This is a genomic window from Solibacillus cecembensis (assembly GCF_050272495.1).
GTDB classification, from domain to species: domain Bacteria; phylum Bacillota; class Bacilli; order Bacillales_A; family Planococcaceae; genus Solibacillus; species Solibacillus cecembensis.
Genome location: NZ_JBNNMF010000009.1, coordinates 52,425 through 67,215, shown reverse-complemented (window position 1 = coordinate 67,215; position 14,791 = coordinate 52,425). Strand labels below are relative to the sequence as shown.

General features: G+C 33.0%; 12 protein-coding genes. 10 read left to right on the top strand and 2 right to left on the bottom strand.

What is annotated here, in order from left to right; all coding sequences use genetic code 11:
- Positions 1 to 337: 337 nt before the first annotated feature.
- On the bottom strand, positions 338 to 2,503 hold the full coding sequence (locus ACQKIH_RS09755; protein ID WP_427765511.1) for a type IA DNA topoisomerase: 2,166 nt from the start codon (positions 2,501 to 2,503) through the stop codon (positions 338 to 340).
- 423 nt (positions 2,504 to 2,926) lie between these two features.
- A complete protein-coding gene (locus ACQKIH_RS09750) occupies positions 2,927 to 3,889 on the bottom strand; it encodes an alpha/beta hydrolase (RefSeq protein ID WP_427765680.1) in 963 nt (320 codons plus the stop codon).
- Between the two features lie 388 nt (positions 3,890 to 4,277).
- On the opposite strand from ACQKIH_RS09750, the gene ACQKIH_RS09745 reads away from it, so the two are divergent.
- The 10 genes from ACQKIH_RS09745 (at position 4,278) to ACQKIH_RS09700 (ending at position 14,773) form a co-directional block, all read left to right on the top strand.
- Positions 4,278 to 5,198, top strand: coding sequence for a serine/threonine-protein kinase (locus tag ACQKIH_RS09745; protein WP_427765508.1), 921 nt, complete (start codon positions 4,278 to 4,280; stop codon positions 5,196 to 5,198).
- A gap of 432 nt (positions 5,199 to 5,630) precedes the next feature.
- Entirely contained in the window at positions 5,631 to 7,799 is a 2,169-nt protein-coding gene (locus ACQKIH_RS09740) for a hypothetical protein (RefSeq protein WP_057982515.1), read from the top strand.
- Positions 7,800 to 8,119: 320 nt separating this feature from the next.
- Complete coding sequence (locus ACQKIH_RS09735) at positions 8,120 to 8,545, top strand: hypothetical protein (protein ID WP_057982523.1); 426 nt, start codon at positions 8,120 to 8,122, stop codon at positions 8,543 to 8,545.
- 96 nt (positions 8,546 to 8,641) lie between these two features.
- On the top strand, positions 8,642 to 9,082 hold the full coding sequence (locus ACQKIH_RS09730; protein ID WP_427765504.1) for a J domain-containing protein: 441 nt from the start codon (positions 8,642 to 8,644) through the stop codon (positions 9,080 to 9,082).
- 60 nt (positions 9,083 to 9,142) lie between these two features.
- Entirely contained in the window at positions 9,143 to 9,718 is a 576-nt protein-coding gene (locus ACQKIH_RS09725; protein ID WP_427765677.1) for an FHA domain-containing protein, read from the top strand.
- 39 nt (positions 9,719 to 9,757) lie between these two features.
- Positions 9,758 to 10,282, top strand: a complete 525-nt coding sequence (locus ACQKIH_RS09720) for an FHA domain-containing protein (RefSeq protein ID WP_057982526.1) — start codon at positions 9,758 to 9,760, stop codon at positions 10,280 to 10,282.
- Between the two features lie 7 nt (positions 10,283 to 10,289).
- On the top strand, positions 10,290 to 11,129 hold the full coding sequence (locus ACQKIH_RS09715) for a PP2C family protein-serine/threonine phosphatase (protein ID WP_057982528.1): 840 nt from the start codon (positions 10,290 to 10,292) through the stop codon (positions 11,127 to 11,129).
- Positions 11,130 to 11,175: 46 nt separating this feature from the next.
- Positions 11,176 to 12,810: a PP2C family protein-serine/threonine phosphatase gene (locus ACQKIH_RS09710; RefSeq protein ID WP_427765500.1), complete on the top strand. Its 1,635-nt coding sequence runs from the start codon at positions 11,176 to 11,178 to the stop codon at positions 12,808 to 12,810.
- Positions 12,810 to 14,087 (top strand): normocyte-binding protein, encoded by a 1,278-nt coding sequence (locus ACQKIH_RS09705; RefSeq protein WP_427765497.1) that lies wholly within the window; start codon positions 12,810 to 12,812, stop codon positions 14,085 to 14,087. Before ACQKIH_RS09710 ends, ACQKIH_RS09705 begins: the two co-directional genes overlap by 1 nt.
- On the top strand, positions 14,078 to 14,773 hold the full coding sequence (locus ACQKIH_RS09700) for an iron-dependent peroxidase (protein ID WP_083493561.1): 696 nt from the start codon (positions 14,078 to 14,080) through the stop codon (positions 14,771 to 14,773). Before ACQKIH_RS09705 ends, ACQKIH_RS09700 begins: the two co-directional genes overlap by 10 nt.
- Positions 14,774 to 14,791: the final 18 nt, after the last annotated feature.

The window sequence follows — 14,791 nt, the reverse complement described above, 5'->3', positions numbered from 1 at the left end:
CAAACTCCTTTAATATCAAAAAAATAATAAACTAATTTTAATTATACGTCTTAAGTAATGGTGTTGTGAAGCGAAAACATTGCGGTAATGATATTTCGGGTAGAAAGAAATAAAGTTGATCCATGATAGGATGGGATTGAAGGGGAATTTGTCGGGGGTGGGTTTCCTTATAATACAGAAATGGGCAGGAAATATTTTTAAATATCAAATATTAAGCGTGATTATTGAGAGAAGAAGCCTAATCCGTTTGTAAAAGAGAATTAGGCTACTCTATTTTTTCTAAGTAATGATTCAACAACTTAATAGGATTGACCGAGAGCTGTATCAAAAAGTGTGCTTACTTTTTATAGGTAGAACTTCTTTTAAAATTCGTCGTTTGTGTATTATTTTCAAATTCAAAAGTAATTTTTTCACCATCAAATAGTAACGCAGCACTAAACCTTTTCCCAGCTTTAGATTTCAAACCTCTAATTACAGCCGTTTTGCCTTTCGTACATAAATCTTTAATGTTTTTTTCGGACAATTTCTTTCCTAACATTTGCCCTGGAAAGGATTGTTTACATCCATTTTCATGCTCCGAGCAGCGATAGTAAGTTTTTCTTTGAATGATATTGCCTTTTTTACAAGTAGGGCAGGGCGCAATGACAGTTATTACCTGATTAGCTGTGATGCTTTGATCTAATCCTTGGACTTGTAATTGCTGCGGAACTTCTTGTATTAATTTATCGATAAATTTTGCAACGGTTTCGATAAAATGCTTCGGTGAGCCTTCTCCATTCCCGATTTTCTTTAAATAGGCTTCCCATTTGGCTGTCATAGAGGGACTAGAAAGGAGGTTTCCTTCTATTGATTGGCAAAGAATCTCTCCTTTTGGCGTAACGCTGACAATATTTTGATTTACTGCAATATAGCCATGCCTTTTAATCGTTTCAATAATGCCACTTCGGGTTGCTTCCGTACCAAGACCTTCAACTTCTTTTAAAATCTCCATCTCAACTTCATTTTCAATCGCTTTTCCACATGTTTTCATCATGCCAATTAATTGACCTTCTGTGTACGGTTTAGGGGGAGTAGTCATACCTTCTATCATTTTGATGACGCCTAGCACTTTTTCATTGTTTGTGAGCTTAGGGAGAGTCGGAGTGACCTCTTTTTTTGATTCCGTGAAAAGTTCTTTCCACCCTTTACTAATTTCCGTGTTTCCAGTTGTTTCAAATAAAAGGCTATTCACGTCAGTAATAATTTTTGTTTCTTCATAAATATAATCCGAATGAAACATGGCGAGCGTTGTTTTGAGTATTTCAAAATATAGGTTGCGCTCTTCAATAGACAACCCTTGTAGTTTTCGGTCAGTTGGAATACTTTTCGTTGGGACGATGGCATAGTGTTCCTGTACTTTAGAATTATCGACATATCGTTTATTTGGTTGATTGTAAGCGATAGGGAACGAGACATTGGCGATTCGTTGGTAAGCTTCCACATTGTTTGCAAGATAAGTAAATTCATTATTCGTAATAAATTGTGTGTCAGTCCGCGGGTAGGTTACTAGCTTCTTCTCATACAAGCTTTGCGCAGCTTTTAACACGTTAGCAGGGCTATATTTCCATTTTTTATTGGCAATGGCTTGTAGCGTCGATAGTGCATGCAATTTAGGTGACTTGGCACGCTTTTCTTTTTTCGTGATCGATTTTACAAAACCTTCATTTTGCTCTGAGATGTTATGCTGTTGCAACAGTTGCAGAATGTCCTCTTTTTTCTCACTTTTAATCTTTACTTTCCCTTTATATGTACCATTTTTCGCCTTGAAATTTCCCTCAATTTCATAGAAAGGGGTCGGAACAAAGACTTCGATTTCCTTTTGACGTTGGTAAATGAGATAGACCGTTGGGGACTGCACTCGTCCAATCGAAAGACTTTCATTGAAGCCTTTTTGCTGCAAGAGTAGCGTATAAAGCCGGCTTCCATTCATCCCAACGAGCCAATCGCTAATTTGGCGCGTTTTTGCTTCATGATAAAGTAATAAATCCTTTTTGTTATCCTGAAGGTTATTAAACCCTTTTCGTACTTCATCGACTTCCAATGAATTGATCCATAGTCGCTTAATCGTTTTATTTTTCACGCCTGTCATCGTGTGAATGGAATAAAAAATATTAGAACCTTCCCGATCGCAATCACAGCCATTAATAATCGTTGAAACAGTTGGATCCGTGAACAACTTTTTAATAAAATTGAACTGTACTTTTTTATCAGAAGAAACTTTATGTTCATATTTACTTGGCAAAATCGGTAAAGACGCTAAATTCCATGATGTCCATTCTTTTTGATATTCTTTTGGTTCCTTCAACTCAACTAAATGCCCAATTCCCCACGTAATAATTGCGCCAGAAGGAAAGGTGCTACATGGGTTTAATTCAATATGGGTTTTGTGCCGAGCTTTTACTGAAAAAGCATCAGCATAGGCTTTTGCTTGTGATGGTTTTTCGGCTAAGATTACTGTTTTCATAACAACACCTCTTTTGTTTCGATAATAGAAACTCTTGTTCTGTTATTATCGCATAGATTGAGGAGGTTTTCTAATGGGATTTGTTTAGAAGGGAGTAGAGTAGGGGATAAGTATGTACTTTTTTTGGGGATACTCATTAATCGCGAAAGTTTCTAAAATGACATCGACAAGTTCAAAAAACACCAAAATAATTATTGCGCTGTTTCTTTTCATTTAAACTTCCTCTCCTTAAATAATAGTAGTGAGCAGGTAGCAATGAAAGCTTTAGCTTTGTTAAACAGCCGACAAATGTTAACAAGATTAATCTTTAAGTATGTGAGTTATACAAATACGATGTTAAAAAATACTTCCACTAGGACAACTAGAAAACAGGAAACACCCAGATTTATATCTGAAAATTTCCTGTTTGTGTAACTGACTATTTTATTGCATATATTCATAAACAAATCCCCAAACCGTTTTCCAATATAACTCTGGATTTACTTGTGCGGCTTCCGCATGTCCTGCTCCTGGAATGACTAACTTCTCTTTTTCAACAGTCGCCGCATTGTATGCTTTATCTAACATGTCAAAAGGCACAAATGTATCTTGATCACCGTGAATAAATAGCATAGGTGTTTTACTATTTGCAATTTGATTTAAAGTTGGCGATTGAAATATGTCATAGCCAGCACGGAGTTTTGTAATTGTATTAGCCGCATTTAAAATAGGGAAACTTGGTAAACTAAAAATTTCATTTAGTTGATAAGCAAATATATCACTTGTAGATACAAATCCACAGTCCTCGACAATAACTTTCACATTATCAGGTAAGTTTTCACCAGATGTATTCATAACGGTTGCTCCTCCCATAGATACACCTAGCAGAACAATTTCAGCATCTGGATTTATTTTGATAACCTCATCTATCCATGAAACGATATCTAATCGATCGTCCCATCCCATACCTATGTAATCCCCCTCACTTTTACCATGACCACGGAGATCTGGAGCAAGAACATTATATCCATTTTCATGGAAGTTACGAATCCATCTAGTCGTAGTTTGGATGTCTCCTGTATAGCCATGAACAATAATCGCCCATTTTGAATCGGGTTTCTCATTTTGGAAAACTTCAGCGTGGAGCTTTAAGTTGCGTTTATCGCTGGAAGTAATTGATTTGTCCATAGATGGATATTGTTTAAGAAATTCCTCATCTGCTAATTTTTCTGCTTCCTCTCTCTTTTTATTTATAAGGCTGCTTGATTCCAAATTAGGATCGTCAACAAGAAAATCTTTTTTAGTATTTGCATTGATTGCAAAGTTATAAAAATAGTTACCCACGAAAAAATAGGTACAAGTGAGTAGAATCGTAATCGTTATGGCAATAATGGATGCTCTTTTCATTACCTTTTTATTCATTGTTTAACCTCCATAAATGATAGTTCACTAGAAATAGTGTTTCCATTATACGACAAATAATGCTATTAGGTTAGGGGGAATGTATATGTTTGTTCAGGTGAATGTCTCAGTTGCTTGGCTCATAACTCACAGGTGTCAGTCACTCGTTTAATCGGGGAAGTTTGAATGAATATGATTTATAGGCGTTTCAATCGAAAAAAGCTGTCTGATATCTTGAAAGTTTAGATTCACATGAATCATTTGAGCTAATTTATTTATGGTCTATTAAACTTCCAAAAATTGCGTCGAAATAAAATTTGTATAATTAACCATATACTGTTAATTAGTTGGTGTTATAAACATTTATAGAAATAAATATGAAGGGATGAAATAAATGATTCTTAGTATGAATGAGACGAGGTTGCCGATAAACTTTGTGTTAAAAAATACATATAAAATAACTGGAAATATATCATCTAGTAAGATATCAATCGTTTATAAGGCAGAAAATATTCACACAGGGGAGAAACTTGTAATAAAAGAATTTTACCCGAGTGAATTAGTTTTGCGTGATTTAGATAATATCACAGTTATTAATCGTTTACCTTCTACAAAGAATAAGTTTGAAGAACTGAAAGAAAATTTTCTTCAAGAAGCACTTATCCTGCAACAAATAGTTCATATAAATATTGTTAAATATATAGATCATTTTGAAGGAAATGGTTCAATCTATATTATTACAGAATATTATGAAGGTGTTTTATTAGATCAATATATAAAAGATTGTAAATTTACTAAAAGGAATCAATTATATAATAATATATTTTCCCCTTTAATTGACGCACTAAACTTCCTGCATAAAAAGGGTATCATTCATCGTGATATAAAGCCTAATAACATAATAGTTGATTCAAACGGGAATTTGAAATTACTGGATTTTGGTTCTGCAATAAATTATAAATTAAACTCAAAACATAACATTTACATAACACCTGGATATTCGCCTCTGGAGCAATACTCTAACTCATCAAAGCAAGGGGTTGTTACTGATATCTATAGTTTTGCTGCTACAATTTACTATTCTTTAACTAATATTACACCAGTAGAAGCACCACAAAGATTAATAGAAGATTCCTTGAAAAATGTAAAGGAATATAACCTTAATGTGAGTTTAGTTATGTCAAATACAATTATGTGGAGTCTGGCAGTAAATTCAAAAAAAAGGTGCTTTTCACTTAAATTTATAATGTTATCTATTTTGATAGAAAATATGGTCACGAAAATAAAAATGTTTTTTGCAGAGGATAATATATAGACTTTTTTAGTATTGTTAAATCAATAATATACATATTTTTACTTATATCAATTATAAAAAACAAAGTAGTTATTTTTCCGGGAATAAAAAATTAGGTATATTTACATATTATATATTTAAATGCAAATATTGACAAATATTTATATTATTATATAATTTGTGCATATGACACATAATGTAAAAAGTGTGAAACTAATGGAAATTTCACTTCCGACATAGGTATTAATTGAATTTGTAGTTAGTAATAAAATATTTGTGGAATGTATGGACTTCATACTAAACCCATTCATACTATCTATTAAAATGATGATATTTATTGTTGAGGTTAGTTGCTTAATTAGGTTCCCGCTGATGATTATGTTTTATAAAATGTTTACTTGCTTGAAGTTTGTTATAAAGGAGGGATGGCTGTAGTATTTTACAGCCGATTAAATGGAGATTATAAACCAAACAAACAGAACAATGCTCTTTGAAGAAATTAATCCCGAAAAAATGGACCTAATTACGCTTGTTGGGGATGTAAAAGGAATTGACAGTCTTAGTGATGAGAAGATAAAGGAGATTAATCAATATCTACTTGTAAAAAGTTTTGATGAATTTCTAGATAAGTTCTCACCAACAGTCTACTCTTTCTATAACGCAGCGAATCAAAAAGTGATGTATTCGCTTAAAAAACCTGAAGGAATTCAGGAGGATTGCATTTCAGAAATTGCCATTGACCAAAACAATGACTTTTTAAATATGTTATTCACATTAATTGATACGAAAAGAAGTCAAGGCATTGCCAATGTGGACTTTAAATTTGAAAATCTATTAGATATGATTTCGCCCAAAAAAGTGATGGACGATATTCGACAAGTGAGAAAAGAAATTCACTACTTATATGGAGAATATGAAGGTTTAGACGAAGGTGATCCGAAAAAACTGGATACTGGAGATAAGTTGAATTTAATGTTTGAGGTAGCTAGCAGAAACTATAATAACGTCATGGCGATGCTCCCGTTAGCTATTGAAGATATAAAGACGAGGCTTTTACTAGGTGCTAATCAACAAGAAGATGAGTCCGAGAAGTTACAAATAGGGACCCTTACTATCGGTGAAACAGGAGAACTAAAAGTCATTGAAGCTCCTCAAAATACTAATTCGGAACTAATGATAGTTGAAGAAAATAGCAACTATGGTTTAAGTACGGTATTTGAAGAGGACTATGAATCAATTACAGAATCACCATCTTCTTATGTCAAAGATTTAGTTGTAAGAACTTTCTCCCCGCTACCATCGGTTAGAGCTGAATTTGATATTGCAACAGAGGTACAAAATTACAATACATACCTAGAATTCTATAAAGATGCAAAGGATGAATTTGTAAAAACCGTAAAGCCTTTAGTTGAAAAGCTATTAGGCGTAAAAATGTATTTTGATCAATATGCTACTAAAAATAGAGGTATGCAACCATCCTTAATTGTGACAAATACGAAATTAGACATGCTAGTTAAAGGTAATAATTTACCAAGACTAAGCACATATCTGAATACTGTAAACTCGAAAAATGATTTTACAGATACAGTATGGTTTGGTATTGTCCCATCATTAGAATTAGAAGCTACTAGTAAATTAAAAGTTAGTAGGTCAAGATTTAAAGGGAATGAAAAGGTTTCCAAGCAAGAAGGAAACACAATGGAGTCGTTATCTTTACTTCTCGATGCTATAAAAGAATTTAAAGTGCAAGTATTTTTCAATTTTATGGCGGAGGAAGAAACTACCTTTAATGGAATTGCAACAGCTGGTATTGATCGACTAATTGATAAATGTTCTGTACTTGTCAGAAAGGAATATAGTGAGTTTGCGATACCTTGTCTCCCTAACTTCACAATCATTCCAAAAGATAAGTCAGGTGTCATTATAGATACAAGAATGCAGACAACCGAAAATGGTGCACGTCTTTCTAAAGAAAAAGAAGATATATTAAAGCTTTGGATTGAAGGTGTGTATGTAGGTGCTAGCTATGTAGCAGCTGGAATAGTGTCTGCTTATCAATGTCCAGAATATTTGAAAGAATCATTCCGTAATGTAAAGAGAAGTTATCCGGGTGTTCGATTTGATATTGAAGCGGGTGACAACTCACTTAGAACTGTGACGACAATGGCTAAAGAAATATCTGGATTTACTAATAATATTAAGGATGCAATTAATAGTAGAAGCTTTGGTTTTGTTTTCTCATCAGAAAATGCCCAACTGCAAGATAAAGATATTAAGCGCATTACGGTATATAAAGCTAGAAGTTTAGCAATGAAGGATGATGGATTCGATTCAATTTATAAAACGCAAGTAAGTACCTATATTGAAAGAATTCTACGATTCCAATCAGGGGATTTTAAACATGATAATATTGTTCGATTCTTTAGTAATAATCCAAGTAGTCAAAAAAGTAAGTGGCTAAATGATAAAGGATATGTGAATTCGGTTATTCAAGATGGGGACGATATAGGCTACATTATTGATGAAAAAACAAGCCTATGCCAAATTGATTTAATATTTAATGGTAACGTTAAAAATCTTGAAGTCATGATTACAAAAGGGACAAGTGCTGTGAAAGCATAAATGTTTCACTTAACAGTATCGGTATTAATGAACACATTATGAGATGTGTGTTTAAGGTTTATTACTAAATAAATCTTTTAACATAAATATGAATCTACCCTAAAGATTAATTTGGTAGAAAGTACATATTCCTCATTCTAACAATTAACTATGAAAAAAGGTTTTATTTTCTACAAATGAGTAAAACAACTTTAGTTGCTGTTGATTGTAGTAGATGCTAAGAGATTATTGGGAAATTAAAGCGTCAAGATGGGGAGTTTAATGCTACCAAGGGATTCTTTTGATGATTCAAATAATAAAACAATTTGGAGGGAATAAGAATGGGTTTTGTATTAAAAGTAGAAGGTTCTGAAGCAATTGAATTAGGATTAGAAAGTATTATATCGGTTGAGTATGAAACGGATACACCAGACGACTCTAATGCTCGATCTACAGATGTTGGTGCAACTTTAAAAGTGAAGGGGAAAATTCTTACAGCAACAGATGGTGACAATTCTGATGATACGATGAAACTGGCACTGTGGTCTTTAGTACCTGCGGAAAAGGCAGATTGTTACCGTAAAGTAACATTAGAAGTTATCGCTGCTGATCAAGTTGTTAGAAAAATTGATTTCCCAAATGCGTTTGTTGTCGATTATACAGAAAGATTTGGAGACACTGAGGGGATTGGCGAGTTCTTCATTTTTATTAAGCAGAAGAAAGACAAAACAGACTTGGCGAAAATTGAAGGCGGCTACGCTGTCTAATATTTTTTTCTAGTATATTTTCTTTTAATTATCTAAGGAACTGTATAGTTCCTTAGATAATTTTGAATAATTCATAGTTAATGAGGATGAAATATTATGAAAAATCACTATGAGATTTTAGGTATTAGTAGAAACGCTTCACAAGAACAAATAAAACACGCGTATCGAAAATTATCAAAAAAGCATCATCCAGATGTGAGTGATGGCAGCAAGGAATCCGAAAAAATATTTTTAGAAGTGCAAGAGGCATACACAGTGCTAAAAGACTCTACTACTAGAGATGTATATGATGCTAGTTTAGATTCAGCTAATCGAAGTGGAACGCATAAAAATGACCCTGTCAACAAAACTAGAAAACAGCCTTCTGCAAAAAGTTATGAGTTTAATATGAATAATATTGAAAAGAATTTTGAACAATTTTTTGGTTTTAATCCTAAGACAAGAGAAACATCGTCGTTAAATAACCAATCTATAAAGAAAAATCCATTGGATACTTCTGATTTATTTGATCGTTTTTTTACAAATAAGAAACGGTAAATGCTCTTAATAAACCTTTAGTTGAAAGTCTGAGGAAAGGAGTTTTATATCGTGTATGACATGAAATTTCAATCTACTAAGCGTGTGGGAAAGCAAAGTGAGAATAAAAAAATGATGATAAAAATTTTAGATTTCACAATTTTTATCATTTCTTGTATTGCTTTTTTTTACGTATTTATAGTAAATCAAGAGCTTCTTTTAAAAATAATATTTGGCTCAGCATTGTGCCTAATAGCTATTATTTATAGCTTAGTAAAGTATGTTCCTAATGATAGTGTCAATACAAGGACTGACTTAGCTATCCAAAAAATGGTGCTGCTCGGCGAAATGGGAGAAACAACAAAAGAATGGCTCATTCAAGGAAAAACATCTTTAGTAATTGGAAAAAGTTCGAAAGAAATTGAAGTTGGAATAGATTTATCAGGTACAGAGTATGAATCCCTCATCAACTATGAGCATGCAGTATTAAATTGTGTAGCAAATGCATGGTTCATAGAAGATATTGATTCTGTGAGTGGGGTAGGGATTAAAAAAGCTGATAAACGTGTAAAAATTAGATTGAAACAAGGCATCCCTTGTCGCATAAATGTTGGAGATACAATATACATAGCAAATACTCGAATTTTAGTAAGATAAAAGAAACTAAGATTGTAACATAGATTGGAGCAATAGTAGATGAGTTTGATTAGATGTACAAATGGCCATATGTTTAGTTCAAGAAGACATAAAAATGTTTGCCCATATTGTAATGTGATGGTTGAACAGGAAGCAAAAGTAAATAGTCATCCACTTGTTAGTGTAGAAGATGATAAAACAATGCCCTACTTAGGTGAGATGGATGGGGTTGATCCTGTCACAGGGTGGTTAGTTTGTATTGAAGGGGCACAAATGGGTCGTGACTATAGAATATTAGCTGAAAAAAACTTTATTGGAAGATCAGAAGATATGCACATTAGGATTATTGGTGATAATACCATTTCTATACGTAATCATGCGGTTATTGTTTACGACCCTAAAAAAAGGAATTTCTTTTTACTTCCAGGAGATGCTTCAGGATTAGCATACCTCAATAATGAGGCAGTATACACGCCTATAGAATTAGCAGCATACGACGTTATACAACTGGGAATGAGTAAGTTTCTTTTTATCCCACTATGTGGAATTCATTTTGAATGGGAAAACAACCAGAGCGAGGAATGAGCGAGAAATGGAACAAACTTTAGTACCATACATAATCGTACTTGGAATCATCTTTGTACTTTTATGCTTACTATTAATTAGAAACATTATTGTAAATTTAGTAGAAACTAAAGAAATCGAAATTGGAAATGGTCAGACGATAGGGAGACGGGAAGAACAAGATGACTATTTTTCAACAGAAGAGACTAAGCATGGAACAATTGCTGTGTTAGCTGATGGTATAAGTGGGTTAGCAAACGGGAGAATGGCAAGTACTGTTGCCGTAACTACATTTATTCAAGAATTTAAGAAACTGGATAACCTTGAAAATATTGATTCCTTTTTTAAAACGACAGCTTTACATAGTAATAATCGAATTGTTCAAAATCTCAATGGTTCCAATGGAGGAACTACATTAGTGGCTGCTATTATTGATGAAAATGGACATTTATATTGGGGAGCTGTAGGAGATAGTGTTATTTCAATATTTCGAAATGGAGAATTTATAGCTATTAATCAAAAACATATTTTTGAATCAGTATTAAAGGACCGTTATATAGCGGGGGAGATTTCCCAATTAGAAATTCAAGAAAATCCCTTTAAAAAAAGATTAATTAACTATTTAGGGTACGAAGGATTTAAAAATTTAGATATCGGTAAAACACCGATTAAGTTAATCAAGGGAGACAAAGTATGTTTATTTAGCGATGGTATATACGATAGCTTGACAGAAATAGAAATGGAAAATATTTTTTCTCAGCAAGTATCTCCTTATGATATTGCTCAAAACACTATCAAAACAGTTGAACAAAAACGCTTAAAAAATCAGGATAATGCGACCATTTTAATTTTAGAGAAAAAATGGTAGTAAGACTGGTTGATTATCTATTTTTGAGCGAATAAGGAGGAACGATATGCGAAAGGAAAATAGTAATTTTAAAACTGCTTTTTTGTCAGAGGCAGGTTCCTATATGCAAAATAAGGATTACTTTGCATATACAGAACTCGATGATGTAGCTTGTTGGGTTGCCGTAAAAGGATTAGATTCCGATCAGGAGATTAATAGTGCTGAATTGGCAGCAAAAGGAATACTAGAAAAGTTTATAGAAAATCCATCTATGTCAAGAAGAAGAATCAAAAAGTATTTAAAAAATGCCCAACACTTGCTACAAGCACAGAGTTTAAGAGTAAGATTGAAAGCAAGTATTGTCATCGTAGTATCAGATTATTCAAAGATGATTTGTGCAACAGCAGGTAATTCAAGGGTGTATCATTTTCGGAATGGCACACTATCTTATAAAAGTAGCGATCAGAGCTTAGCACAAAAATGGGCTTATGAAAGGGATTATGCAATCGATATAAGTCAACATGAAGAGAGAAGTAATCTGTTAAATTATCTTGGAAAACCAAATAGCTTTCAACCAGTTGTTTCAAAGAAAATCAAGTTGATGGATGACGATGTGTTATTGCTTTGTACATCAGGATTTTGGGAAGAAGTAAGTGAAATAGAAATGGCTGACGCATTAGAGAATGCTAAAGAGCCGGAGCAGTACGTGGATGTGCTAGAGGAGGTATTTTTAAGTAGACAGAAGAAAATAGTGAATAACTATACAATCGCTACTATTTTTACCAATAAAGTATATCAAGAGAACAATAAGAAAAAGATGAAATATCTTAAACTTATAGTAGCTACAATGTTATTAGCTCTGGTTGTTGGTGGAGGTACTATTTTCTATCAAGCTAAACAAGCAAAAGCAATGGCTGAATTATCAGCTGAAATGATTGAGCATGAAAAAACGGGGAATCTTCATTTTCAAGATGGTAATTACGAAGATGCTTTAATGGAATATAGTGAGGGCAGAAATGCCGCTAAGAAATTAAAAAATCCAGTACATAGAAATTTATTAGCAAAAAAATTAAGGGTAACGCAACTAATCATTAATGGAAATCAATCAGCAGAAGCTGGGGAGTTTTCAGGAGCGGTGGAGACATATGAAAAAGCTAATGAAGAAGGAAAAATAATAGGCAATTTCGGTAAAGAAGAGATTGAACAGAAAATTACCGATATGGACTCCATTGTACAAATTCTAGAGGCTGTAAAGAAAGGCGATTTTAAATTTGAAGCAGAAGATTATACTAATGCGCTTGAGTTTTATCAAAAAGCTAGAAAACAAGCACTTGAAATTTCCTTTAGTGGCGACTCCGCTATAAAGCAGAAAATTGAAGAAACTGAAGGGAAAATCGCTGAATTGGAAAAAGCACAGAAGGAACTAAGAGCAGAAGGTTTAGAAAAAAGTGGAGATCAAAGCTATGCTCGTCAAGAATATTCTAAAGCAGTTGAATCCTATACAATAGCACAAGAAATTTATCAGGAAACAAATTTAATAGCGAAGGTGTTAGGACTAGAACGTAAAATTATGAATGCTAATGATAAATTAAATCCCCCCCCTTTAGTAGAAGTACCTGAAATAATGTACGATAAAGCTGGATTCCCTCTTGATGAAGTGACAGAAGAAAATCAGGATTCTAAAGAAGAGGGGGTAGAATGATGAAAGAGATAATATTTGAACGGTTACGCAAAATAGAAAACCTTGAGCAACGTCAACTATTAAAAGATATCGTAGGGGGCGTATTGGTAAATTTAATTAATTATCAAGAAGAGATGAACAGCAAGCTAGAGAATCGGATTTTCAATGAAATTGAAGATCGGGAAAGCAAAACTGATATTTACGTGACGTTGAGTTCAAAGGATGAAGTTGATCCGATTCATGATTATTTGTTCCCAATCATACCAGCCAATCTTGAACAACATAAAATAGATATGAAAGAAGTATTAGATTCGTTTAGTAAAAATCAACCTATCCCATTTTTCACTATATTTTTACAGTGTGATTCGATACAACTTAAACAATTGGATGCACAACAAAGAGTATTTAATGGACAGCTTCATACTACAGATGGGCAAGTAGTAGAGGTAAAGGTAAATCTCAAAAAAAATGTATCCTATATACGGGAAATAAGTCATTTATACCAACTTTTTTTAGTGAACGGTTTATATTGGAAAACAGTTAATAACCCATATATCCATAAGTTTTATGATGTTGTTTTAGTAGATTGTCCATCATTGAATGCAGATACTGAAATAAAAGAATTCACTATTAATTTAGAGGAATTTGAAAATAAAAAACGATTAGATATGGTGCCGATATGGAATATTGAAAGGCTTGAATTAAAGAATATAGGTTTTCCAATTCCTGCATTAGATAAAGTAAACTATGAGCACGTTCTTTCTATTAGAAAGACAGGAAGTCAACATGGCTACCTTGTGGATGTGGAGGGAGAGAACATCCGCTATATAAAGCGTTTAGAAAATGAATTGACAATTGTTTCACCGCAAGATAAATCAGGACTATGGAAGCTCCTGAAAATTACAGAAATCAACAAGGATAAAATTGGAGAGTTTAATTATGAGGTCGTCTCTAATCGGAGAGTAGATAGCTTCATGAACAAATTTGCAAATAAATATATGGTTAGTGTAAAGACAAAAGCAGAAATTATTCGTCTCGTTAATACTTTTGAAGCCGCGGAAAAGATGGAACTTGTAGATGTGAAAATATTAAATGAGTTTCAAGGAGAAAGCTTTTATAATCCGATGAATCCGTTCTTAATGGACCCTATTGGAGAGCATAGTGGGAAAAAAGTAATGTTATTACTTTTTAAAGCGAAAGAAGAAAAAAGCTTTATTTCGAATGATATTTTAAACTTTTTTGTTTCAGAGGTGCAAAGACACTTTTTTGAATATAAGTGTGAAGGGGCCTGGGTATGAATTATATATGGGATCTATTAATTAGGGCTGAAAACGAGGGGTTATCGAAGAAAGATATCTATTTTAATCTTGCGAAAACGTATTCACCATATATGGAGCTTAGTCCGGAACTTATAAATGCAGATTTTGTAGAAAAGTCAGTAGAGGTAAACCCCTATTATCGCTATCATGATATTTTTAAAAATTTGTTTCATCCTGAAAATATTGAAGAGCTGGAATTAAGAGAAAGTTTACTTGATTTGTTGCTTCATTTTTTAGCGGAAATTGATCGTAAGCAAGGAATGAATAAACAAGAGTTTTTTGTACGTTTTTTATTACGAGATATTGAAGCGAATATTTTTGGTGAAAGTATTAGGGATAAAATGCAATTATTTACTAAACAAGAGAAAGAGATAATTGCACTAAATGTTATAAGACTATATCAAACTGGCGATGAATTCTTTCTGTTAAAAGATACAATGAAGAGACTTTTTAAAGATTGTATTTTGTATGTTAAATCAGAGGAGAAAGATGAATTACTTGTCTATCTTGGACAAAAGAAATATGACCAGATTCAACAAAAGGTTCAATTAGTTCTAGAAACATTCTTGCCAATTGGATTTCAAATAGAGATTTATTGGGAAAATCATTTTGGCATTATTGATGTAGAAGAGACAATGAAATTAGATAGAATAGTTACTTACTGACTTTTGGAGGTGGATTTA